Raw genomic sequence first — 24,557 nt, 5'->3', positions numbered from 1 at the left:
CTTCTGCGATAGTAAGTTCCCGCCTATGATATCTTTGATTTTACCATATTGATTCCAAAATGACCGTTCACACATTCCAATGATTTTCTCAATTACCCATACTTGACAAAAATATATTATCCTTTATCATTTTTTATATGGAATTTCTGGAAGGGACTTGACACATGAAACGTTTAATCGCTTTTTCCATCCTTTTTATCCCGGGAGCATTTGCCGCGTACGGAATTAAGATAATGCGGGATATGGTATTCGGCATTCTCCAACCTCCCTATCCCATGCTTTGGATCCAATTTTTAATTGGACTGCTGATAACGATAGGAGGGATAGCCTTTATCGCAGGGTTTATTCTTCACCGGGATCGTAAAAAAGACAAAGTTCAAAGTAGATTTAACAAATTTTAAACACGTCGAACAAGGGGGCATGAATCACATGGCCCCCTGTTTTTTTTACTTTTCATAATTTGCCCTTACTATTTTTGCTTTTTCCGGAAAATCAGTGATGATGGCACTGCAACCCAATTTGAATAACCGCTTCATATCTTCTTCTTTATTAACGGTATAGGGCCGAACCAGGATCCCATCGTCCATGGAAGATTGAATGATCGAGTCTGGGGCTGATCGGATACTAGGATGTATCGCACTTCCACCAATCGCACGTGCATATACCCAAGGCATATACATAAATTCCCGGTACAATGGTGCGGTTTCTATTTCTGGTGCCAACTGATGGCAAAAAACCAGACTATAATGATTAAAGGAAGAAATAATGATTCGTTCTTCCATCTCATACGCCCGGATGAGCCTAATGACCTTTGCTTCTAGTCCCGGATACATAAAAAAGGTGTTCTTCAACTCAATAATGCAAAAGAGATGGGTATGGTACAACCACTTCAACAGTCCATCAAGCGTAGGAATTCGCTCTTCACACCCTTTACCCGCATAGGATGAAGCCGCATTCAAGGTTTGCAACTCTTTTAATGTCCTGTCTTTCACAAAGCCAGAGACACCTGTGGTTCGATCAAGCTTTTCGTCGTGAATAACGACTACTTCGCCATCCTTTGAAAGCTGCACATCCATTTCAATTCCCTCCGCTCCAACACGAGCAGCCTCTCGGAAAGCCACCATCGTATTTTCAGGATGGGTTCCTGCCGATCCTCGGTGTGCGAAAATTAACGTCATAAAAACTGCCCCCCACAAAAATTTCAGTAGATCTTCAATTTTATGAAAAGGCGCAGTCGGATATTAATTTAAGATTAATCAAAATGCAAATAATTATTTTCCGCATAGAACGTTCCTTTTGTTAAGTCGTTCAATTTTTTCTCCATGCTTTTAATTTGCAGTCGAGTATCAGGAAATGCCATTTGCCCGATGGTAATTTCCCCATCCCCCTTGGATTCAAGTGTATCCATCAATGATTTACGTTTTTCATCGATTTGAAAAATCTCACCATTCAAGCGTTCAAGCTGTTCTTTGGTATGTTCATATTGATAATTTTGCGAAACATTCAATTGTCCGACGAACATTTCATAGACCTCCAGCTTTTCCTTCATTAATTCCAGCTCTTGAACCTTTGCCTTATAACGGAGTAAAGTTTCATTCAATTCCTCTTTTAAATTCATACGATTAAAGCCCTGTACATTTACGATAGTCTTCCGTTCCATTCTATTCCCGATGACGGCAGCCCTGACTTTTCCATGAGCTTCAATAACGCCCCCAATCAATTTTCCTTTCTTTTCATCTGTATAGATATTTTTTGCTTTCAGAAAACTTCCAAGCGAATAATATCCGATATGTATGCTTTCCCCTGCATGTAAATGGCTTTCATTAGCATGCTTTACGTAAATATTTCTACCTGCAGAGATTTCGGAAACCCCTTTTCCAAAAATACCACCTTTAATGAATACATCCCCCTTTTTCGAATAAATTCCTTTTACATTACTTATCCCCAGCTCACTTAAAATGGATATATCCTTGGTTGCGGTTACCGAAAAATTGTCAAGAACCGATCCTTTTATGGTAACGCTTCCTTCGAATTCGATATTACCTGTTTCGATTCCGACATCCCCCTCAATAACAAGGTGATTTCCTACACTGATTTTCCCGCCTTTGAACTCCACCACTCCATCTGTCATGGCCCTGAGAACGATTTTACCCTCACTTTCAATTGCCTCCACAGTTTTTTGGTCATATTGAAGCTTTTTATTTTTCCCCTTCTGTGCGAGAACAAAGTCCCCTGTAATGGACCTTCCCATCGTCCCTTCTGTAGGAGGGGTCTTTTCACCAAGCCACTCTCCCTTTTTTACTTCATCAAGGAAATTCATATCGTAATAATCGGCCTTTCCATCCTCCCGTATCGCAGGCTTTCTATCCGACCTTTTGTAATAGGTGACCACAGCATCCGTTCCATGAACCGGCTCAATGCCTTTAGCCACAACAATTGATTCTTTCACTTGTAACTGATTTTGCATGACATGCATTAAGATTCCTTCTGAAATATTCTCACGTTGTAGATCCTGTAAAATCATCCCCACTATTTCTGATTGGTGATTCATCAAATAATCCGCAGAACAATTAATCTTTACACTTGCTGTCAGCTTGTCTTCCGCTATCTTCCACTCCAAGAGTGGTTTTTGTTTACCCACTTTGATTTTTTCCCCGCTAGCCTGTATAAGTGCATCCTTTAAATCTTTAAAATTATCCAGTGAGATTTGTGGATATTTATTCAGGATTGGATTCATTTGCAGAATGGAAAAACCTTTTTGATAAACGGTCATATATACTATTTCTTCTTCCATTTCCAAGATGAAATATTGATTTTCTTCATAAATCACAAACTTTCCTCCTCGTGCCTACGAATATATACCTATAATTATAAGCCATAATCTCATAAAAAAATCTAAAAACATACATATTTTACTAAGTAATTTGATATTTGCAAAAATTCATCCTATATAAATCCCTATATCCAAACAAAAACGCCTTTTATTTATTGGATTCTTCAGGAATAATCCAATAAATAAAAGGCGTTTAATATAAAAAACTCATGGACTTACTCATACTTGCCTAAAAAAAGACAACTACACCTTATCAACTTAAAAGCGCCACGAGTTCTACTATATTTTATTTAGCGGCTCTAGCCTCTTTATGGTCAGTTGTTCATTAAAAACAATCCGTATCCCCTAACCCTGTCAAGAAGCTTTGTGTTCAAGACGTAGCTTATCTGCGACCATCGCAATGAATTCGGAATTCGTAGGTTTCGCCTTTGTCATGCTGACGGTATAACCAAATAAAGACGAAATCGATTCGATATTCCCACGACTCCATGCCACTTCTATGGCATGACGGATGGCACGTTCAACCCGGCTAGCCGTTGTATTATATTTTTTCGCGATATCCGGATACAGCACTTTTGTTATGGATCCCAATAACTCAATATCATTATAAACCATTGAAATGGCTTCCCTTAAATATAGATATCCCTTAATGTGTGCCGGCACTCCAATTTCGTGGATAATGCTTGTGATACTTGCATCAAGGTTTTTCGGTTTTGACTCATTTTGAGGACGGTAACTAAACTGACTATGGTTCTTTAGAACTGACTGTCCTTTGTTGCTCACTTGACGTATATGGTTGGACAAGTTCTCCATATCGAAAGGTTTCAGGATGAAATATGAAGCGCCTAAGTCCACAGCCTTCTTCGTAACATCTTCTTGACCGAATGCAGTAAGCATAATTACATTAGGCATGTTTCCCCGTTTAACTTCACGAAGTTTTTCCAATACCCCTAATCCGTCTAAATGAGGCATAATAATGTCAAGAATCAAAATATCCGGATCAACGCTTTCTAGCATCCCCATGCAATCTTGACCATTATGTGCAACACCGATTACTTCCATGTCATCTTGTGCAGAAATGTATTCTTCCAGAAGACCAACCAGCTCTCTATTATCATCTACCACGCATACCTTGATTTTTTTCACTCTTGATTTCCTCCTCAACTACAATGGTCTTTTTTCTATATGACTAAATTCTATTGTAATTGAACTTTTCGACAATGGAAACTAAATTCCTTTTATTTTCGAAAAAATAAAAGGAATTCAATATTATTCTCCGGATATCTCTTGTTTTCGACTTCGTTTGCTACCTGAAGAACTGCTTTGTCGAAAAATCTTCATTTATTTTCATTTTATCACATTTCTTTCAAAAAACCTCTTTTCCAAGATAAATCATTTTAGTTGCCATTGATATTGAACCAAGTAAAAAAAGGTATCCAGTTGGATACCTTCGATGGTTAGCTTGCTTTCTCATAATCCTCTTTGTCATATATATTGATACCGGCTTCGTTTAACATCCATTCAATATGGACTCCATATCCGCTTGTAGGATCATTGACAAATACATGGGTAACGGCACCGATTAATTTACCATTTTGTATGATTGGGCTGCCACTCATTCCTTGAACGATCCCGCCCGTTTTTTTGAGTAATTCTTTATCAGTCACTTTTAGAACCATTCCTTTAATTGCAGGAAACTTTTGTGGAATGGAGCTGACTATTTCCACATCAAAGGCTTCTACTTCTGAACCATCCACCACCGTAAGAATTTTGGCTGGCCCTTCCTTCACCTGGTGAGAAAGGGTGATGGGTAATGCCTTATCCATAACACCATTTTTGAAATCTTGATTTAGTTTCCCAAAAATCCCAAAAGGACTATTACGATTAATGTTACCTATTTTTTCTCTGTTAGCCGAAAAACGCGCCAATTTTTCTCCTGGGTCCCCATTACTCCCCTTTTCGATGGAAGTGACCATTGATTGTACAATCTGCCCATCTTTCACGACGATTGGTTTTTTTGTATCCATATCCGATATGACATGTCCCAATGCACCATACTTTTTCGTATCCGGGTGATAAAATGTCATCGTCCCGATACCCGCTGCTGAATCCCGGATATACAGACCTAATTTGAAGATTCCTTCATTTTTATCTTTTAGAGGCATGAGCGAACTGTGAAGCACTTCATTATCACGATTGATCACGATCTTCAACGGTTCTCCCTTTTCACCTGCCTGCTGGACAAAAGGAGTGACGTCGCCCATCTTTTTTATTGTTTGGCCATTGATTTCCGTAATGATGTCCCCGACTTCCACTTTTGCTTTTTCACCAGGGGATTTTTTTCCTTGAGGTGTATCAACAAGATGATGACCGACCACGAGCACACCCAACGTGTTAAGTTTAACCCCTATTGACTGCCCACCGGGGATGACTTTAAAATCTTTCAGCACTCTTATATCAACCTTCTTGGCAGGTAAGCCTGCCACATCAAGCAACACCTCGTTCGTACCTGGCTTTTCGGCACCTAGTGTAATGGAGGCTTTCTCATCATGGACCGAAATTCCTTGACTTGAATCTGAAGCTTTTGCTGAAACAGGTAATGACTTGGAAATACTATAGTGACTACCCTCAAAGAGTACAAGCTGATTTGGAATTAAAAAATATTCACGAAATGGCTGGTATAACCCTAATGTTAATAGCGAAACAAGGAGAATTCCACCGATGATTCTGTTGATCCATACTAATTTCAATCCATTCACTCTCCTCGCTCTCTAAAACTTTATGGCTACCCCTTTAATTTAGCCCTCATGACAATCATTTATAACAGCTGGACAAAATAAAAGCTATCCGTTTTTGGATAGCTTTACAATGAATGCTTATGATAAATTATGATACCTTCTTACTTAGAAACATCATGAAGTGATTTTCATCTTTTTAGCAAGCTGAATCAATTCATTGGCATGCTGTTTGGTTAAATCCGTTATCTCGACACCGGATATCATCCGGCCAATTTCTCGGATTTTTTCGGTTTCTACCAGAGGCTTCACCGAAGTGTTGGTACGACCGGCCCTCACATTCTTGGCGATGAATAGATGAGTATCCGCCATCGCGGCAACCTGAGGTAAATGGGAAATGCAAAGCACTTGGGAACCCGTGGCCACTTTGTAGATTTTTTCGGCAATGGATTGAGCCACCCGGCCACTTACACCTGTGTCTACCTCATCAAAAATGATGGAGGTAATCCCTTGGTGCTTGGAGAAAATACTTTTCATCGCCAACATAATCCGGGACAACTCTCCTCCAGATGCAATCTTTGACAATGGTTTTAAAGGTTCACCAGGATTGGTGGATATATAAAATTCCATGTTATCGAGACCAGATTGATTAATCCCACGTTCTGATAGCTCATCAAAAGTATAGGCCGTTTGATGAAAATGTGGTTCGAATATGGTCTTTTCCATATATAGATCCTTTAATTCCTGATGAATGCTCTTCGTTAATTGCTGGGCGAATGTTTGTCTGAGCTCAGACAGATTTTTCGCTTCAATAATCAAATCCGCCTTTATTGATTTAAGTTCCTTTTCCAGTTTTAAGATATGACTTTCCCGATTTTGAAGCTTTTCGATTTCTTCTTCAATACCTGCACTATACTCTAAAATCTCTTCGATGCTGCGCCCATATTTTCGCTTCAATTGGTTAATTTCATTTAGGCGGCTTTCGATGAACTCCACCCGTTCCGTATCGTAATCCAAGGAATCCAATTGATCTCTAATAGTAGAAACCGCTTCCTCAAGCAGGAAATAACTATTTGAGACGGTTTCGGAGCTTTTTTTCAGTGCTTCATCCAAGTTGGCCGCTTCCTCCATATTACTCATGGCTACTGAAAGCCAATCCACGGCATGTTGCTCTCCATTTAAGGCATTATAACTTGTCTGGAGGGCCTCATGAATCTTCTCGAAATTGTTGATCCTTTTTCGTTCTTCCATCAACTCTTCATCTTCATGGAGCTTTAACTCCGCGTTTTGGATTTCATCGGACTGAAACTGGATCAAATCTAATCGATGGACCATTTGCTGTTCGTTCTGGCTCAAATTATTTAACTGCTTGGATGTCATTTCATAATTCTTATATAGCTTTTGGTATTCAGCAAGTGCGGCCGCGATTTTTTCCCCGCCAAACTGGTCCAGCAATGGAAGATGAAGTCGTTCATCCATTAATTCCTGATGTTCATGCTGACCATGAATATCGATTAATGTCCGCCCTATCTCTCGCAATATCGCGATCGTAACCAATTTTCCATTGACCCTGCATACACTTTTACCACTCAGTGAAATGTCCCTTCGCAGGATAGCCATTCCATCGTTCATATCGATGCCAAATTCTTTCGCCTTAACAAATACCGGATGGGTATCATCTTCTATTTGAAATAGGCCTTCTATCTCAGCCTTCGATTCACCATGGCGTATGAATTCTGCCGAACCACGCCCTCCAACCAATAGATGCACGGCATCAATGATAATGGATTTTCCTGCCCCAGTTTCCCCCGTTAATACCGTCAATCCTGTTTCAAAAGAAACGGACAGGCTATCAATGATCGCAAAATTCCTAATCGAAAGTTCTGTTAACAATCTAGATCACCTCTTCAAAATATTAGAGCATGTCCAAGAATTTGCCGGAAATGATCTTTGCGTCTTCTTCAGAACGGCAAATAATTAAACATGTATCATCACCGCCGATGGTTCCGAGTATTTCTTGCCAATTCAAATTATCTATCAGTGCACAAATTGCTTGGGCATTTCCTGGTAACATCTTCATGACTAGCAAATTATTTGCAGCGTCAATGCGAACAAAAGCATCAACCAGCATTCTTTTTAATTTCTGTAATGGATTAAAACGTTGGTCAGCCGGTAAGCTGTATTTATACCTGCCGTCAGATAACGGTATCTTTACAAGGTGAAGTTCCTTAATGTCTCTTGAAACAGTTGCTTGTGTAACGTTATACCCCGCATTTTTAAGTTCTTCCACTAAATCGTCCTGTGTCTCAATATCATTATTCGTAATTATTTCCCTTATTTTTATATGACGCTGTCCTTTATTCATAAGTAGAAGCACCTCTCAACTGTTGCTCATTTTAATTATCATCGTTGCCCTAACTTTAGCAAGCTGACCATATGTAATTGCTTTACTTTTCCTAATCCTCACAAACGTCCCTAACACACAAGAAAACCGTCGAAGAAAGAGGCTAATATTAATGTTAGCGGATTTTTATACAATTGTACAACTTTTTTCTCTAATATACATTTCTTATCCCTTATTTTGTACTAAAACTTTCTTTGCATACTTTTTCTAAACCTTGGTGCATGAACATGAACCATTTCAAGAAAAAAAGCTCCTTTAGCTAACCATTCAGCCAAAGGAGCCATACGAAGACTTATCTATTCTTTCTTAAATTGGGCATGGGCTTCCCCAACGATATCATCCACCGTTTTGGATAGTAGCATATCTCCCACTTCTTTTGGGCCCTCCCAAAATAAATGGAGCAGAAATTCTATGTTGCCGTCCCCACCAGTAATAGGAGAGAAGGAAGCATCTTTAATATCGTATCCTTCCATTTGTGCAAAGGAAATAATCTTGTTCAACACTTCTTTATGAATTTTAGGCTCACGGACAATCCCTTTTTTGCCAACTTGACCCTTCCCCGCTTCAAATTGAGGTTTTACAAGTGCCACGACGTCGCTTTTTGGAACAAGCAAGGTTTTTAACACAGGTAAAATCAAAGTGAGCGAGATGAAAGATACATCAATGCTTGCAAAGTTAGGCATCTGTCCATCTAAATCAGCAGGTGTGACATAGCGGAAATTAGTCCGTTCCATGACCTTAACCCGCTCATCTTGTCTTAGCTTCCATGCAAGTTGATTATAGCCAACATCAAGAGCATAAGACATGATGGCGCCATTCTGTAAAGCACAATCGGTAAAGCCCCCAGTGGATGAGCCGATATCCAGAAGGATCTTTCCATCGACGTGTAAATCAAATTCTTTCAATGCCTTCTCAAGTTTCAGACCACCTCTTGATACATAAGGCATCACTTTCCCTTTTATCGTCAATTCAAGATCAACCGGCACTTTTTCCCCTGGTTTTTCATATCTTTCTTCATTTGCATAGACAAGCCCAGCCATCACCATACGCTTTGCTTTTTCACGCGTTTCGGCCAATCCTTGTTCTACTAATAAAACATCTAATCTTTCTTTCGCTACTTTCATATTGTCAGGCCCTTTTTTCTTTTTTTGGCGTTATCATTTTAATCTTTTTCTTAACCGTATCCGTTGTTAGGCCGATTTCTTCCAGTAACTCGTCCACACTACCGTGTTCAACGAAGTAATCTGGTATGCCCATTCGGTCAATGATTGCCCCGTAGAACCCTTGGTCATGTGCATATTCAAGTACTGAACTACCGAATCCACCTTGAAGAATGGCTTCTTCAATTGTCAATATTGGCATTTTCTCGCCAAGTAAGCTGCTAAGCATCTTTTCATCAAGAGGCTTTATGAAACGAGCATTGATAACCTTTACAGAGTAGTCCTCTTTTTCAAGTTGGGCTGCTGCTTCAAGAGCCATCGGAATAGTTGTCCCAAATGTTAAAATGGCAACGTCCGATCCTTCTTTCAATACTTCCCATGAACCAATCGGGATTTGTTGTAATTCTGTATCCATGACGACTCCCTGTCCATTTCCGCGCGGAAAACGCATGGCTATGGGACCATCATCATAATTAATGGCTGTATTGACCATATGCTGACCTTCATTTTCATCTTTAGGCATCATCAATACCATATTAGGAACATGGCGTAGGAACGCGATATCGAACACACCTTGATGCGTTTCCCCATCAGAACCGACAAGACCGGCACGGTCAATGCCAATAAAGACATTCAAGTTTTGACGGCAGATATCATGTACCACCTGATCATACGCTCTTTGCAAGAAGGTTGAGTAAATCGCCAAAAACGGTTTCATTTTCTGGGTTGCCAACCCGGCTGCGAAAGTAGCGGCATGCTGCTCAGCAATTCCAACATCATAAAAACGCTCAGGAAATTCATTCGCAAAACCGACTAACTTCGATCCAACGGGCATCGCAGGTGTTATCGCGACGATACGTTCGTCATTTCGTGCAAGCTTGCGTACCGTTTCACTTACTAACGCACTCCAAGCCGGCCCTTTACTAGGTGATTTAACGAAGTCACCCGTTTCAATTTTGTATGGGCCTGTTCCATGCCAATTGCCTGTCGTATCAAGCTCAGCAGGTGAGTACCCTTTTCCTTTTTTGGTAATTACGTGCAATAGGACAGGACCCTTAGTTTTCTTGGCAAATCTCAAGTTATCTAACAGTTCTTCATAATTATGGCCATCTACTGGTCCAAGATAGGTAAAACCTAACTCCTCGAAAAACATGCCGGACACCAACAGGTATTTCATACTGTCTTTCAAGCGTTCGGCCGTTGCTGCTAGTTTGCCACCGACTGCGGGAATCTTTTTCAAGAACATTTCCAACTCGTCTTTTGCCCAGTTGTATTTTCCTGCTGTCCTTAATCTTCCCAGTACCGAGTGCAAGGCGCCTACATTAGGGGCAATGGACATTTCATTATCATTCAATATAACGATCATGTCCTTTTTCTCATCACCGATATGATTCAAGGCTTCAAGAGCCATTCCACCTGTAAGGGCGCCATCCCCTATCACTGGTAGGATAAAACTCTTTTCTCCTTTGATATCACGGGCTGCAGCCATTCCCATGGCAGCGGAAAGAGAGGTCGAGCTATGTCCCGTTTCCCAAACATCATGAGAACTTTCAATCATTTTTGGAAAACCACAAAGCCCTTTGTATTTCTTTAACGTATTAAACTCTCCGGCTCTTCCTGTTAAGATTTTATGAACATAAGATTGATGACCTACATCCCATAAAATTTTATCATTCGGACTATCAAATTCTTTATGAAGCGCGATTGTCAACTCGACCACGCCTAAATTGGGACCGATATGCCCACCAGTTACCGATAATTTTTCCACGAGGAATTTACGAATATCCACACTTAATTCGACAAGCTCTTCATTATTCATTTTCTTCAAAAATGAAGGGTCTTTTATAGATAGAAGATCCAAACAGGACCACTCACTTTCTGTCATTTCCGGTTGTAAGCATAATCAGAGCCTCAAAAGCGACTATTATAGAAGGCTTGACCGAAAAATTCTTTTTAAGTTAAAAAATAGCCGCCAACACCCAGGTGATTTCGGCGGCTTTATATACCAATTTTATCACGTATCGTCATTTATGAATTCATTTTATGTTGCATAAATTTTCACAATGAGTATACCATAAAACTTTGTTTGATAACAAATTTGGTAATGCTCAATGATCTCGATTCGCTATTAGATCCGTTAATTCATTCAATAGGCCCGTTTGTAATTTCGTTTCCGCTAAGGAAGCATGCGCCAATTGGATATGATGATTCAATTTGTCCTTGGCTCCCTGTAGCGTCAGCAGGGAAGGATAGGTGCTTTTGTGGTTCGCCGCGTCACTGCCGACAGGCTTACCAATAAGCTCGACCGAACCTTCAATATCCAGGATATCATCCCGGATTTGAAAAGCAAGTCCCAAGTGATAAGCAAAATCGCGGAGATGCTGACGTTGATTGGCATCGGCTCCAGCTAAGATGGCACCTGAAAGGATACTTGCCGCCAATAGTTTCCCCGTTTTATGTTCATGAATATACTCCATTTCACTAAGGGTCAGCTGCTTTTCTTCGCCTTCCATATCTGCTACTTGTCCTCCAACCATTCCTTCTGCACCGGCGGATTTTGCAATTTCAGTTACTAAATCCAACTTCATCTCCGCACTCACTTCGGGATCAGACATTTCAGCCACCAATTGGAAGCTATATGTAAGTAAGGCATCACCCGCGAGTACGGCCACCGCTTCACCGAAAACTTTATGATTCGTCGGTTTTCCGCGTCGGAGATCATCATCATCCATCGCTGGCAGGTCATCATGAATCAAAGAATACGTATGAATCATTTCAATTGCCGCTGCAGCCGGAATCCCCAACCTCAAATCTTTTCCGAATGCCGACAATACCGAGAAGACCAATAAAGGACGGATGCGTTTTCCGCCTGCCTCCAAGGAATAGGCCATAGCTTCTTTGACGCTTTCTGGAGCGTTCAATTTCTTCACATATTCAACGACTTCTTTCTCTATTAACGCTTTATACTCTTTCGAAAAAGTTTCGAACGTTGCCGTACTCATATTATTCTTCCTCCTGAACCGCAAAGTTTTCCAGTTCTCCATCTTCGCGTAAAATTTGCGTTAACTGATCCTCGACAGTTTTCAACTTGGTATGGCATAGTCTGGATAAATCCATTCCTTGTTTATAAATGGAAATGGCTTTTTCCAATGGTACATCTCCTTCTTCCAACTGTTCTACAATTTTCTCGAGGTTCTCCATCGCTTCTTCAAATGTAATATCCTTTTTGTTAGTCATGGCTCAATCCGCTCCTTTATTTCGGTTATCTCACATTCAAGTGTTCCGTCTTTTATCGAAACAGCTATCTTATCTCCAGTGGATACTTGCTGTGTGCTTTTAATTAACGTCTCATCTTCAGTAAAGACTAACCCATAGCCCCGCTCCATGATCTTCAGTGGGCTTAGGGCCGATAGAGTGGCAGTCATTGAAACGAATCGCTGTGATTTTTGACGATAGATGGCTTCCATAGTCTTACGCAGCGCTTTTTCGTACTGCTGCAGGTTTTCCTTTGAAGTCCTGACCAATTGCTCAGGATGCTGTTTATTCAGAACTTCAGTCATCTGATTCAATTCATCCCTTTTCTTCAGGAAATATCGCGTACTGGTTTTCCCTAACCTCTCTGTTGCCCTATCCAACTGTTCAAGTTTTTGTTCGTACATTTTATGAGGGTAACGGAATGCGTAAGACCTTTCAAGCCTACTCAAATGTGTACGATTGGCATTCACTTGCTCCTGGATGGAACGTGTCAAACGATTCTTGCGATTCATCAACCTTTCCAATATTTCATTCAGGTGAGGCACTGCAAGCTCCGCTGCCCCCGTAGGAGTCGGCGCACGCATGTCAGCAACAAAGTCAGCAATCGTGAAATCCGTTTCATGCCCCACTGCTGAGATAATGGGAATATCCGAATCATATATCGACTCAGCTACTATCTCTTCATTGAAGGCCCAAAGTTCCTCGATGGAACCACCGCCCCTCCCAACTATCAGCACATCGGATTCTGCTCTTGCATTGGCCAGTGAAATCGCCTGTGCAATCGATTTAGCAGCATTATTTCCTTGTACAAGAGCTGGATAAACAATGATTTTAGTAATGGGATAACGCCGCTTGATGGTCGTTATAATATCCCTTAAAGCTGCCCCAGTCGGTGATGTAATGACCCCCACCGATTTGGGGTATTGCGGAATCGCTTTCTTATGTTTAGCCAGGAATAATCCTGCTTCTTCCAGTTTTTTCTTTAACTGTTCATATGCAATGTATAGATCCCCCACACCGTCAGGAGCCATGCTTTTCACATAAAGCTGATACTGTCCACTGGCTTCGTATAGGGATATATCTCCCCTTACAAGTACCTTCATCCCATTTTCAGGTGTGAATTTCATCCCTTTGTTGTTAGCCGCAAACATGACAGCCAGCAAACGGGCTTTCTCGTCTTTTAAAGTAAAGTACATATGCCCGCTTGTATGCTGTTTGAAATTGGATATTTCCCCTTTTATGTATGCATTTTGCAAATGCGGATCCACATCGAACTTTCGTTTAATATATTTGGTTAAAGCCGACACACTTAAATATTGTTGGTCGCTCATATAATGTCTCCTTCCGACAGAATCGGATATAAAGGGAACCAGCCTTTACTGCAGACTTATAGTCCCAGTTAATCTTTACATAGAAAAAAGCGGTCTCTTGTTATTATAAAACAAGAGGTCCGCTTCTTTAAAATAATTTGGCATTTTTTTTAACTTTTCATTGTTTGTTTATCCAAGTTAAGTGTTTTCTGAGCAGATTTAACAGTATTCTTCATGAGCATCGTAATCGTCATCGGACCTACGCCTCTAGGTACAGGGGTAATGTAAGAAGCTTTTTCCTTCACTTCTTCAAACGAAACGTCTCCACAAAGCTTACCTTCATCATTTCTGTTCATGCCAACATCAATCACGACGGCACCCTCTTTAATGTGGGCACTGGTGATTGTATCTCTTTTACCGACGGCAACCACGACCACATCAGCTTGTTTAGTAAAGTAAGCAAGGTCACTCGTCTTAGAGTGGCAATATGTAACCGTTGCATCCGCATTCAAAAACAACTGTCCTGATGGTTTCCCTACGATATTGCTTCTTCCGACAATAACGACGTGCTTGCCTTCAAGGTTATAATCGATATGTTCAAGCATGACCATAATTCCATACGGCGTGCACGGCAAGAAAGCATCCTGTCCCGTCATCATCCTGCCAATGTTGATTGGATGGAACCCGTCAACATCCTTCTCAGGTGAAATCGCTTCAATAATCGCTTTTTCCTGAATATGTCCAGGTAACGGCAGCTGCACCAAAATCCCATGAATGCTGTCATCCTGGTTTAATTCATCGATGTTCTGTATTAATTCCTGCTGTGTTAAATCCGCAGGTTTTTGGATTAACACGGAATGCATGCCTAAATCTTCACAAGCTTTTTGCTTATTTCGCACATAGGTTTGTGAAGCCTGATTGTCACCGACTAATATAACGGCCAATCCGGGCACAACATTTTTTTCACGTAATTGTTGGACTTCCTTGCTAATATCCTGCCTTACCGACTCTGCAATTTCTTTACCATTAATGATTTGAGCTGACATGTGTAGTTCCTCCCAAGTTAACTTTCGCTAAAGAAATTGCGGAGACCCATCAGTACCTAAAATAGCTTTAGTTGCCGACTTTTTCTTTGACTTTGGATAAAACGGCATTCACAAAGCTGCTTGATTGGTCATCACCGAATTTCTTAGCAATTTCAATAGCTTCATTCATCGCAACACTTACCGGGACATCATCACAATGGATCATTTCATAAACTGCGATACGCAGTAGATTCCGATCGATATTTGCGAGTCTTTCCAATGTCCAGTTTTCCAAATTATCTCTGATCATTCCATCAATCTGTTCACGCTTTTCCGCTATCCCTGTAACTAATGTTTCGAAATACTCGTCAGTGGGTGCACCGTTCAGCACACTTTCCATAGCTTCTTCCGGTTCTGACTTGGCGATATCTATTTGGTATAGTGCTTGAAGGGATTTTTCACGGGCTACTCTTCTTTTCATAATCTTACTCCTTTGACATCTACTATTATATATGAAAATGCTAGTACAGACGAACAATAATCAACAATTTATCGAAAATATTAAGTTCTTTATCGTAATTTCTATAGATTCATCTATTTTCCGCTAACAAAAACGTCAAAATACTCTCCATGACATGAACCTCTATGCAATTTCTCATGAGGATTCACGTTAAATGGATGTTTCGCCATTTAACTTTTGTACAACGGATCATGTTATATTTTTTCGAAACTGCCAAAAGTCCCTGCTTAGCTTTCATGATCATATTTCATCTTTTACACTCTAACAGAAAACCCACGTAAATTAAAGGGAAACTTCCATACACCGCCTTATTATGTTCGTATAACAGAATATTATGAGAGCGGGATGGATTCATTGAATAAAGACTCAAAACAAAAACCCGACATATAGTCGGGTTTTTGCAGGTTTTAGTTAGAATGATGCCGATTACACTTCTTGCTCGTAATCCGTTTCATTTTTTGCATTTTCGAAAGCTATTCCAACAACATGAATGTTTACTTCTCCCGCGTCGATAGCAGTCATATTTAATAACGCTTCACGAATATTGTCTTGAACTTCCTGTGCAATTTTCGGAATAGACACACCAAATTTCATCACACAATATAGATCGACTTTGATCGTTTCACCTGTTAAGTCTACTTTAACACCTTTGCCGTGGTTCTTCTTGCCAAGCTTTTCTACTACGCCTGTCGCAAAATTCCCCCGCATATGTGCTACACCTTCCACTTCCGATGCAGCAATACCCGCGATAACTTCTATAACCTCAGGTGCAATCTCAACTTTACCAAGTCCACTATTGTATTCATCCATTTCGAGTAACTTGCCTTCCAATTCACTCATTCTAAAAGCACCTCCTGTCTTCCTTTACATTATGAGTTCATTACATCATAAATTTCAAGGAATTTGGTATTAAATTCTCCAGAAACAAATTGTTCATGCTGAAGTAACTTAATATGGAAAGGAATTGTAGTCTTAATTCCCTCAATGACAAACTCGCCTAAAGCTCGTTTCATTTTCTCGATTGCTTCTTCTCTTGTCGGTGCATGGACAATTAATTTAGCAATCATGGAATCGTAATATGGCGGTATTGTATATCCTGGGTATGCTGCAGAATCCACACGGACGCCATATCCACCTGGTGGTAAATACATCTGGATTTTCCCTGCGGAAGGCATGAAATTCTTTTCAGGATTTTCCGCATTGATCCTGCATTCGATTGACCAACCGTTAAAGGTCACTTCCTCCTGTGAAAGAGAAAGCTTATCGCCAGAAGCGACTTTGATTTGTTCTTTAATCAAGTCTACACCTGTGACCATTTCCGTAACAGGATGTTCCACTTGGATACGTGTATTCATTTCCATGAAATAGTACTTCCTATTCACATAATCATAAATGAATTCCACCGTACCTGCACCGGAATAATTAACGGCAAGAGCAGCTGTAACGGCAGCTTGTCCCATTTCCGCACGTGTCTCCCCATCAAGGGCCGGAGATGGTGTTTCTTCAACAAGCTTTTGTAAACGTCGTTGAACCGAGCAGTCACGCTCTCCTAAATGAATGGCATTCCCGTGGTTATCAGCCATCACCTGAATTTCAACATGACGGAAGTCCTCGATATACTTTTCAATATATACGCCCGGGTTGCCGAAGGCCGTTGCTGCCTCTTGTTGCGTGATATTAATGCCTTTGACGAGCTCTTCTTCCGTTCTCGCAACACGGATTCCTTTACCGCCGCCACCAGCTGTAGCTTTAATGATGACTGGGTAGCCCATTTCCTTGGCAAGTGCCACACCTTCATCCGTGTCCTTAATGATTCCTTTTGAACCTGGTACGATAGGAACACCAGCTTTACGCATGGTCTCCCTTGCCACGTCCTTAGTTCCCATTTTATTGATGGCCTCAGGACTTGGTCCTATGAATATAATATTACATTCACGACATAGCTCCGCAAAGTTAGCATTTTCTGCAAGGAAACCATATCCAGGATGGATGGCATCCGCACCTGTTTTCTTGGCTGTGCTGATAATGTTCGTTGTATTTAAATAACTATCTTTTGATAGTTTAGGACCAATACAGTAAGCTTCGTCAGCAATTTGTACATGTAGTGCCTCTTTGTCGGCTTCTGAATAAACCGCTACAGTTTCAATACCAAGCTCCTTGCAAGCCCTAATAATCCGGACTGCAATTTCACCGCGATTTGCAATCAATACCTTCTTAATCATTTAGAAACAGCTCCTCATTCAGGCTTTACTAAAAATAATGGTTGACCATATTCTACAAGTTGGCCTTCTTTTACAAGTACTTCTACAATTTCCCCGTTTACTTCCGCTTCAATTTCATTGAAAAGTTTCATAGCTTCCACGATGCAGACAATTTTGTCCGCCGTTACTTTGGAGCCTACTTTCACGTATGCATCAGCATCAGGAGAAGGAGATTGATAGAACGTTCCCACCATTGGGGATGTGATTTTATGTAAGTTTTCTTGCTCATTTATAGGAGTTGCTGGTGTTGCTGCTTCTGGCGCTTTAGCTACTGGCTGGGCTGCTGGTGTAGGTGTGACTTCAACAGCCGCTTTAGCTTGTACGACTTCTTGAGCAGGTGCTGGATAAGCTACTGTACCCGCTTCCGTTTTCTTCAGCAAAATTTTAGTTCCTTCATTTTCATAAACAAATTCACCGATGTTAGATTGATCGACTAACTTAATAATTTCACGAATTTCTTGGACCTTCATTTTAGGCACCCCTTGTCTGATTTAATGGAAATTTGAGACAATTCAATATGTATATGTAATTTGCCCATCGTCTTTGGCCTCTGCCGTCTCTAGCACCGGAGCCGTTTCTTTTAAAACACCGAAAGACATTTCACATATCCCTTCTGTAATATAACAGAAGTAAATCCCTCAAAAAATATGTCTAGCAGGAAGTTTTGAATTTTTTAATACCTGCTTCTAATATCATACAATATTAGCTTGTATATATTCAATGATAGATTAGTTGGGACTTGCTATTTACAGTTCTATATTACACTTTTATCTTAAGATTGTGAATTTTTTAAATCTATTTTTAAAATATAATTCGGAATTTCCCCCTATTAAAACGGTAAAAACCATGTAAAACCGCCTTTTTTATTACTTTAAAGGGATTACATTGGATAATGCCGAGGGGAGGTATTTTTATTTTTTTGTCTCCTTTTTTTGGAACCACCAAATCGCGACCATCCATTTTTTTCCGAAAAAAAAGGCCTTTTCTACTAAAGAAAAGAACCAGCATGCATATTTCCTTTTTCGAAAAACTGTTGTGTATCAGTTTCCACTCACTTTAAAATTATTTTTCCGGTTGGAAATTCACGACTACATTTTGTGCATTCTCCACTTCTTTACGTACAAGGCGTATGATGTTATTAGCTTCCGTCTTCGTTTGTTTATCAGCTTTTACACTCACTTTTACATCCGTTCCATCAACCCGGACAAGCGCAGCATTATAATCCATCGCTACAATTAAGTTTTCAATGATATTTTCCTTCACTTTCGTTTCACTTAATTGTTCGATTTTAGCATAAGCTTCATCTCTTTCTTCAGCGGATAGATCGGTATCCCCCATTTTAACCGTTAACTCTTCATTCAATTTCGCACGTTCGTCCTCAATTTGCATTCTTAATGCCTCAAATTCGTCACCGGAAGCAATGGTTACAGAAGAACCATTATCCCCTGTGGAAGTCTCCGTTTCCTTTTTGCTTTCTTCTTTACTGTCTCCTTTGCTTTCCGTTTGACTTTCTGTCTGATTTTTTTGTTCTTCCGTTGCCGGCAAATCTGCTGCATTTTCTTCAGGAGCCGTTAAATAGTAGACCGAGAGCACCACTACTAGACTTAACATCGTCAATAACCAAACCGTTTGTTTTTTCAATAACATGTTCGTTTTCCCCCTTATTTTTTAGGCATGACAGAAACCCGGTGACTTGACACATCAAGCGAGCGTGTTACAGCTTCGACAATCCATTTCTTAATTTGTATATTATCTGCCCCTTTAGCGACAACGAGGACCCCTCGTACGCTTGGCTTTTGGGTTTCGGAAATGATTGGTCCCTCTTTTTCCCCGTTTTTAATCAGGACAAGCTGTTCATCTACCGAGGTGTCTTCGACCGTTCTTTTTCCGCCTTCCTGGTCGGTTTCTTGAGTCACTTGTTTTTGAGTGGTTTTATTTCTTTCATAGACTTTTTTCTCGGATGCATCCACATAGATTACGACTTTTACATCCTCCACACCTACAATGGATTCCAGGGCTTCCTTCATTTCGTTCGCCAGGTATACTTCATAATCTTTTGTCGACTTGAAGTCGGTCTGGTTTTTCTGACCGAATGTTTCCACATCCTCTTCTTCCTGCTTATTATTACTGAATACCGCTTTATCGCCCGTTATCTTCCCTGCCTGGTTCGTGGTGGTCAATAGATTCCCGGCCATCATGATTCCCACACCCAATAGGACAACAATTAAGGCATAGATATACATCGAAGGTTTTTTATCTTGGGGATCTTTTTGGTCCGGATCTTTGTTCAATAGTTTGTTTAGCCAGGATAATGGACCCTTATCTTTATTCATATCTCAGTCACTCCTCTCCCCGGCGATTTCAATGATTTCTTCATCGACAGACCAACTTGCTGCCAGAAACTTCTTGACGGCTTCGAGGTTCAACATAGTAGGTGTGGTCTTTTCCCGGGTGCTGATGTCCACCTTAGCCACCGTCTCTATCGCGGAGGATGAGTCTCTTTTTTCCGCCTCCTCCAATGAAATATTGATATGCTGTAGTTCTTCTAAGCTCGGACTTTCCTCATTCGTGACTCCGACTTCAATCGAACTGATCTTTACTTGGTACTCCTCCACCAACTCCTCTTCCACTTCTGTCTGTAGGTCAACAGCCATTTGTTCTAAAATATATGCACCTTGGGTAGCTTGTATTTCTTTTTTCTTCATTTCTGTTAAATTTCCTAAATCTTTTTTATTTGGGTTTTCAAATTCACTTGTCACAGTGGAAAGAATTTTATCAAAATCCGTATGAAATAGTCCCAAAATTGGAGTAAGAATTATCGCGATCAATAATAGTCCGATGACCATTTTTGCATATTTTTGCAGTGCTGAACTGGGAAGCAGCATATCGATCACGGTTGCCAGCAATACAAATACGATAATATTTGTTATCCAACCAGCTAAAAAGCTCACTCACACTTCATCCTTCCTAGCGGACCATCAGCGTTATATTCCCGGCTGCGATAATTACGGTGATGCATAAAAAGAACATGAGAGATACGATGGCCAGCGCTGCAAAAATATAAATCATACTCTTACTAATAATGTCGAGACAATTGATGACGGGTCCTCCTCCAAGTGGTTGCAAAAGACTGGCAGCCAACTTATAGACAAAAGCGATCATTAAGATCTTTATGGCGGGGAAAGCAATGATGAGCAGAAGGATGACGACACCTGCCAAGCCCACCGTATTTTTAAGAAGGACTGATGCACTAATGACTGTATCCGTCGCATCAGTGAACATACGCCCTATCACCGGAATGAAATTACCGGTAATGAATTTTGCCGTCCTGATCGTCACTCCATCGGCAACGGCGGATGAGGCACCCTGGACGGAAATCACACCGAGAAATATCGTCATGAAGGCACCCAGGATCCCGATAGCAAAATTACGAAGCAATTGCGCGAGTTGGGTCACTTTGTAATGTTCAGACAATGTGCTGACAATACTTAAAATGGCAGCGAAGAATAAGAGAGGCAGGACGACATATTGGATCAATATCCCACTGGTATTCATCAGGAACATTAAGATTGGATGAAAGAATGCAGCGGATACAAGACCACCTGAAGCCGCTATTAAAGCTAACAACAAAGGTAGGAGCGCCATTAGAAAGGAAATCATTAAATCAATCGTATCTTTTGTATATTCAATGGCCACATGGAAACTATTCAGTGCCATTATGATCAATACCATATAAACGATCGCATAGGCCACCTTACTCACTGAGCTCCGTTCAAAAGCATTCTGTAGTGCTTGCAGAAACATGCTGAACACGGTCAAAAGAATGAGCGATCCCAGTAATTTACCGTTTACAAGGAGTTCATGAAAGACGAATTTCATTATGCCTTTAAACCATTGTTCGAATGAAAACTTCTTTTCACCACTCACAAAATCCATAAAACTACCCTTTTGGCTTTCCGGTAAGAAACCGCCATATTCCGTTACGATGTCATCCCAATATTGCTTGAGCTCGTCAACGCCTAATCTTTCAATTTGAGCTTGTACCAGTTCTGATTGCATGATTGGTTCCTGGTTATCCCTCCATGTCTGTTCTTCCTCAGATTGCTTAATGGGCTCATTCTTGATTTCACCATTTTCGGCAGCATGCCCAACAGATGTATGCAGGAAAAAGAATAAAACGAATAGGAAGAATAAGAAAGGCATCTGCCGCTTCATACATTCACCTCAATTGACTAGTTGGAATAGTCCATTAACTAGGGAGCATCTGTATTACCGTTTCAATAATGACCGTCAAAATGGGAATGGCCATGGCCAAGATCAAAATCTTCCCGCTCAGTTCTATTTTGGAAGCTAATGACCCTTGACCTGCATCTTTTGTGATTTGAGAAGCAAATTCAGCGATATAAGCAATTCCGATAATTTTCAAGATTGTCTCTAAATAAACTGTATTGACATTCGCATTCACAGCTATCTTTTCAAGCATCAAAATGATTTCGTATATTTTATCCGCCAGAAAGAGAAAGATTGTACAACCTACAAAAACGACTAACAAAAAAGCAAAATTTGGCTTCTGCTCCTTGACTATCAAGGCTAAAAAGGTGGCTACTAGGGCAATTCCGACGATTTTTATGATTTCAATCGCGATTACCCCCTTTACTGGAATAGGAATACGGACTTAATTTTTTGAAATAGATCCTCTACCACGGAAGCTACCATAAACAAAATATAGATAAAGCCAAAAAGTGTCACCCACTGAGCATATTCCTTTTTCCCTACCTGATCGAGAATCGTATGAAGAAACGCCACGACAAGCCCCACACCCGCTATCTTGAATATGATGTCCACATCAATGCCCATGTTTATCCCTCCCGCATATGCCCTACATCAGCAAAATGATTAATAATAATCCTGATAAAAAGCCTAGGCTCTTCATCATCTTTTCATACTTTCTCTGTCGTTCCAGTGCATCGTTCTCTTCCCGTTCCAAGTGTGCCATCGTTAGCATGATTTGTTTTTGCTGATGATATTTATCACTTCTCCCAAGGGTTTCACCGAACTGAGATAGGATTTCAAACTCCCCTTGCTTTAAAGCAAGGGACTGCCATATCTTTTTCAAGCTAGCGTCCCAAGCCTCTTTTACAGTGGTTTCGCCTGATTCAAGTCGATTGGCAAACGTATGGAAAAAGTGGGAAAGTGGTTTTGGCATTTGCTTGGAGAGCTTCTGGGCTGCTTCTTTCAAAGGGGTCTGCCCATACATGATTTCAGCTTCAAGCGATTGCATGGCGACTTTCAGTTGACGTAACTGGCGGGGGCGCATACTCAATTTCTTGGCGGCTTCAAAGCCCGCCCATGTTGTGGCTAAAATAATGATGGCCGCTCCAATCATCTTAAACATGAGGACTCACGGCTCCACCTAAGAATAATTGGCCACCCGCCGCATCGAACACCCTATAACTCCGGTCTCCTGTCTTACTTCTTTGTAATTCAATAAAGCGTTCAAAAATATTCTGTCTTAAGATTTCCGATACAAAAGGACGTTTTTTCACTTCCTCCAGTGTATGGCCATGCGTAGTGATGATCAGTTTAATTCCTGCATTTACGGCTTCGAGTACCGCTTGTGTATCCTCTGCCCGTCCAATTTCATCCACAACCAATACATCCGGGGACATAGAACGAATCATCATCATCATCCCTTCCGCTTTGGGGCAGCCATCAAGGACATCCACCCTTGGGCCGAATTCAAGTTGAGGAACTCCATGAACACAACCAGCTATTTCCGATCGTTCATCCACAATCCCCACTTTTTGAGGAGGGATGCCCTTCCGATCGATTCCACTCGAGATCATTCTGGCAATATCACGCAAAATGGTCGTTTTCCCTGACTGGGGGGCACCGATTAAAAGGGTATGCTGCCATTCCCCATTATATAAATAAGCCGTGAGTGGTTCAGCTGCCCCTATCTTTTCACGTGCTACCCGAATATTAAAGGACGAGATATCCCTTATCGCCTTGACCATCCCATTTTCCAGTATGACCTTGCCCGCTAGTCCTACACGATGTCCCCCGGCTATGGTGATATAACCGCGCTTTAATTCTTCTTCTAGCGTATATAGCGAAAATTGGCCTATAGAATTCAGTAATTGCTCTGCATCACTCGGGGTCACTTCATAAGGGAAAAAGAAAGGATTTCCCCCTGCTATCACTTCTAACGGCCTGCCGACTCGAATCCTCAGCTCTTCTATTTTTTCTATCATCATCGGGGTCATCCCTTGGAGATGTGCGCATAGTTTTTTCGGTAGAAAAGAAAGTACCATTTCCATTTAGGCAATCCTCCTGTATACACCACTTTCAATAAAATGTATGCCGGGAATCATATAATGATGACAAGCTAATCAAAGAAGCATCGCCTGAATTCATCTTTGTGACTAAAAAAACATAAAAAAAGCCCGGGATGATTAATCCCGGACTTCTTATGACTTAGGTTAACTTAGGCACGTGATACGTATGAACCTTCGTTTGTGTTAATCAATAATTTGTCGCCTTGGTTGATGAAGAATGGCACTTGAACGGAAAGGCCCGTTTCAAGTACAGCAGTTTTTGTTCCACCTGAAGATGTATCGCCTTTAATGCCTGGCTCTGTTTCAGCAACTTCAAGTTCAACTGTATTAGGAAGCTCGACGCCTAGTGTTTCCGCTTGGAAAGTCAAGATATGTACTTCCATGTTTTCCTTTAAGAATTTCAATTCGCGTTCGATACTTGATGCTGGAAGTTCGATTTGGTCGTATGTTTCGTTATCCATGAATACATGGCTGTCTCCACTTGCATAAAGATACTGCATTTTGCGGTTCTCGATATGTGCTTTCGCCACTTTTTCACCGGCGCGGAAAGTTTTTTCTTGGATGGAACCTGTACGAAGATTACGTAATTTAGAACGTACAAATGCCGCTCCCTTACCTGGTTTAACGTGTTGGAATTCAATAACCTGCCAAATTCCATTATCTACTTCAATGGTTACACCTGTGCGAAAATCGTTTACTGAAATCATAAATTTGTC

26 protein-coding genes are annotated in these 24,557 nt (G+C 40.8%); 1 reads left to right on the top strand and 25 read right to left on the bottom strand.

Annotation, left to right across the window (positions count from 1 at the left end):
- Positions 1–164 precede the first annotated feature (164 nt).
- The gene (locus ACQKL6_RS16395; protein WP_402869389.1) at positions 165–401 is read left to right on the top strand and encodes a DUF2627 domain-containing protein; all 237 of its coding nucleotides are present in this window, start codon (positions 165–167) and stop codon (positions 399–401) included.
- Between the two features lie 45 nt (positions 402–446).
- Here ACQKL6_RS16395 and ACQKL6_RS16390 read toward each other — a convergent pair whose 3' ends face one another.
- The 25 genes from ACQKL6_RS16390 to efp form a co-directional block, all read right to left on the bottom strand.
- Complete coding sequence (locus ACQKL6_RS16390) at positions 447–1,178, bottom strand: glycerophosphodiester phosphodiesterase (protein ID WP_402869390.1); 732 nt, start codon at positions 1,176–1,178, stop codon at positions 447–449.
- A 74-nt stretch (positions 1,179–1,252) separates the two neighbouring features.
- On the bottom strand, positions 1,253–2,830 hold the full coding sequence (locus tag ACQKL6_RS16385; protein ID WP_402869391.1) for a DUF342 domain-containing protein: 1,578 nt from the start codon (positions 2,828–2,830) through the stop codon (positions 1,253–1,255).
- A gap of 357 nt (positions 2,831–3,187) precedes the next feature.
- Entirely contained in the window at positions 3,188–3,979 is a 792-nt protein-coding gene (gene spo0A / locus ACQKL6_RS16380; protein WP_402869392.1) for a sporulation transcription factor Spo0A, read from the bottom strand.
- A gap of 311 nt (positions 3,980–4,290) precedes the next feature.
- On the bottom strand, positions 4,291–5,592 hold the full coding sequence (spoIVB, locus tag ACQKL6_RS16375; RefSeq protein WP_402869393.1) for a SpoIVB peptidase: 1,302 nt from the start codon (positions 5,590–5,592) through the stop codon (positions 4,291–4,293).
- Between the two features lie 153 nt (positions 5,593–5,745).
- Positions 5,746–7,461, bottom strand: coding sequence for a DNA repair protein RecN (gene recN, locus ACQKL6_RS16370; protein ID WP_403079330.1), 1,716 nt, complete (start codon positions 7,459–7,461; stop codon positions 5,746–5,748).
- A gap of 22 nt (positions 7,462–7,483) precedes the next feature.
- Positions 7,484–7,933, bottom strand: a complete 450-nt coding sequence (gene ahrC, locus ACQKL6_RS16365; RefSeq protein WP_402869397.1) for a transcriptional regulator AhrC/ArgR — start codon at positions 7,931–7,933, stop codon at positions 7,484–7,486.
- 335 nt (positions 7,934–8,268) lie between these two features.
- Positions 8,269–9,096 (bottom strand): TlyA family RNA methyltransferase, encoded by an 828-nt coding sequence (locus tag ACQKL6_RS16360; RefSeq protein WP_402869399.1) that lies wholly within the window; start codon positions 9,094–9,096, stop codon positions 8,269–8,271.
- 4 nt (positions 9,097–9,100) lie between these two features.
- Positions 9,101–10,993: a 1-deoxy-D-xylulose-5-phosphate synthase gene (gene dxs, locus ACQKL6_RS16355; protein ID WP_427651483.1), complete on the bottom strand. Its 1,893-nt coding sequence runs from the start codon at positions 10,991–10,993 to the stop codon at positions 9,101–9,103.
- Positions 10,994–11,240: 247 nt separating this feature from the next.
- A complete protein-coding gene (locus ACQKL6_RS16350; protein ID WP_402869403.1) occupies positions 11,241–12,134 on the bottom strand; it encodes a polyprenyl synthetase family protein in 894 nt (297 codons plus the stop codon).
- 1 nt (position 12,135) lies between these two features.
- Positions 12,136–12,369, bottom strand: coding sequence for an exodeoxyribonuclease VII small subunit (locus ACQKL6_RS16345; RefSeq protein ID WP_402869405.1), 234 nt, complete (start codon positions 12,367–12,369; stop codon positions 12,136–12,138).
- A complete protein-coding gene (gene xseA, locus ACQKL6_RS16340; RefSeq protein ID WP_402869407.1) occupies positions 12,366–13,718 on the bottom strand; it encodes an exodeoxyribonuclease VII large subunit in 1,353 nt (450 codons plus the stop codon). The genes ACQKL6_RS16345 and xseA overlap by 4 nt, the downstream gene beginning before the upstream one ends.
- Positions 13,719–13,867: 149 nt before the next feature.
- Positions 13,868–14,743: a bifunctional methylenetetrahydrofolate dehydrogenase/methenyltetrahydrofolate cyclohydrolase FolD gene (folD, locus tag ACQKL6_RS16335; RefSeq protein ID WP_402869409.1), complete on the bottom strand. Its 876-nt coding sequence runs from the start codon at positions 14,741–14,743 to the stop codon at positions 13,868–13,870.
- Positions 14,744–14,810: 67 nt separating this feature from the next.
- Positions 14,811–15,203 carry a transcription antitermination factor NusB gene (nusB, locus tag ACQKL6_RS16330; protein WP_402869411.1) on the bottom strand — a complete coding sequence of 131 codons (393 nt, stop codon included), beginning with the start codon at positions 15,201–15,203 and terminating at the stop codon, positions 14,811–14,813.
- Positions 15,204–15,668: 465 nt separating this feature from the next.
- Positions 15,669–16,082: an Asp23/Gls24 family envelope stress response protein gene (locus ACQKL6_RS16325; protein ID WP_402869413.1), complete on the bottom strand. Its 414-nt coding sequence runs from the start codon at positions 16,080–16,082 to the stop codon at positions 15,669–15,671.
- A 29-nt stretch (positions 16,083–16,111) separates the two neighbouring features.
- Positions 16,112–17,464 carry an acetyl-CoA carboxylase biotin carboxylase subunit gene (gene accC / locus ACQKL6_RS16320; RefSeq protein WP_402869415.1) on the bottom strand — a complete coding sequence of 451 codons (1,353 nt, stop codon included), beginning with the start codon at positions 17,462–17,464 and terminating at the stop codon, positions 16,112–16,114.
- A 14-nt stretch (positions 17,465–17,478) separates the two neighbouring features.
- On the bottom strand, positions 17,479–17,973 hold the full coding sequence (gene accB / locus ACQKL6_RS16315; RefSeq protein ID WP_402869417.1) for an acetyl-CoA carboxylase biotin carboxyl carrier protein: 495 nt from the start codon (positions 17,971–17,973) through the stop codon (positions 17,479–17,481).
- Between the two features lie 592 nt (positions 17,974–18,565).
- On the bottom strand, positions 18,566–19,150 hold the full coding sequence (locus ACQKL6_RS16310; protein ID WP_402869419.1) for a SpoIIIAH-like family protein: 585 nt from the start codon (positions 19,148–19,150) through the stop codon (positions 18,566–18,568).
- 14 nt (positions 19,151–19,164) lie between these two features.
- Complete coding sequence (gene spoIIIAG, locus ACQKL6_RS16305) at positions 19,165–19,836, bottom strand: stage III sporulation protein AG (RefSeq protein WP_402869421.1); 672 nt, start codon at positions 19,834–19,836, stop codon at positions 19,165–19,167.
- A gap of 3 nt (positions 19,837–19,839) precedes the next feature.
- A complete protein-coding gene (spoIIIAF, locus tag ACQKL6_RS16300; protein ID WP_402869423.1) occupies positions 19,840–20,454 on the bottom strand; it encodes a stage III sporulation protein AF in 615 nt (204 codons plus the stop codon).
- 16 nt (positions 20,455–20,470) lie between these two features.
- Positions 20,471–21,718, bottom strand: a complete 1,248-nt coding sequence (spoIIIAE, locus tag ACQKL6_RS16295) for a stage III sporulation protein AE (RefSeq protein ID WP_427651482.1) — start codon at positions 21,716–21,718, stop codon at positions 20,471–20,473.
- Between the two features lie 34 nt (positions 21,719–21,752).
- Complete coding sequence (gene spoIIIAD, locus ACQKL6_RS16290; RefSeq protein WP_402869884.1) at positions 21,753–22,133, bottom strand: stage III sporulation protein AD; 381 nt, start codon at positions 22,131–22,133, stop codon at positions 21,753–21,755.
- Positions 22,134–22,156: 23 nt separating this feature from the next.
- Positions 22,157–22,360, bottom strand: coding sequence for a stage III sporulation protein AC (gene spoIIIAC / locus ACQKL6_RS16285; RefSeq protein ID WP_034308319.1), 204 nt, complete (start codon positions 22,358–22,360; stop codon positions 22,157–22,159).
- Positions 22,361–22,382: 22 nt separating this feature from the next.
- A complete protein-coding gene (gene spoIIIAB / locus ACQKL6_RS16280; protein ID WP_402869429.1) occupies positions 22,383–22,898 on the bottom strand; it encodes a stage III sporulation protein SpoIIIAB in 516 nt (171 codons plus the stop codon).
- Complete coding sequence (gene spoIIIAA, locus ACQKL6_RS16275; RefSeq protein ID WP_427651481.1) at positions 22,891–23,823, bottom strand: stage III sporulation protein AA; 933 nt, start codon at positions 23,821–23,823, stop codon at positions 22,891–22,893. The genes spoIIIAB and spoIIIAA overlap by 8 nt, the downstream gene beginning before the upstream one ends.
- A gap of 167 nt (positions 23,824–23,990) precedes the next feature.
- Entirely contained in the window at positions 23,991–24,548 is a 558-nt protein-coding gene (efp, locus tag ACQKL6_RS16270) for an elongation factor P (protein WP_402869434.1), read from the bottom strand.
- Positions 24,549–24,557 lie beyond the last annotated feature (9 nt).

Origin of the sequence: Peribacillus sp. NPDC097197, assembly GCF_050278025.1 — a bacterium.
GTDB lineage: Bacteria > Bacillota > Bacilli > Bacillales > DSM-1321 > Peribacillus.
Note: the sequence above shows the minus strand (reverse complement) of the source record. Positions and strands in the feature narration are given on the sequence as shown.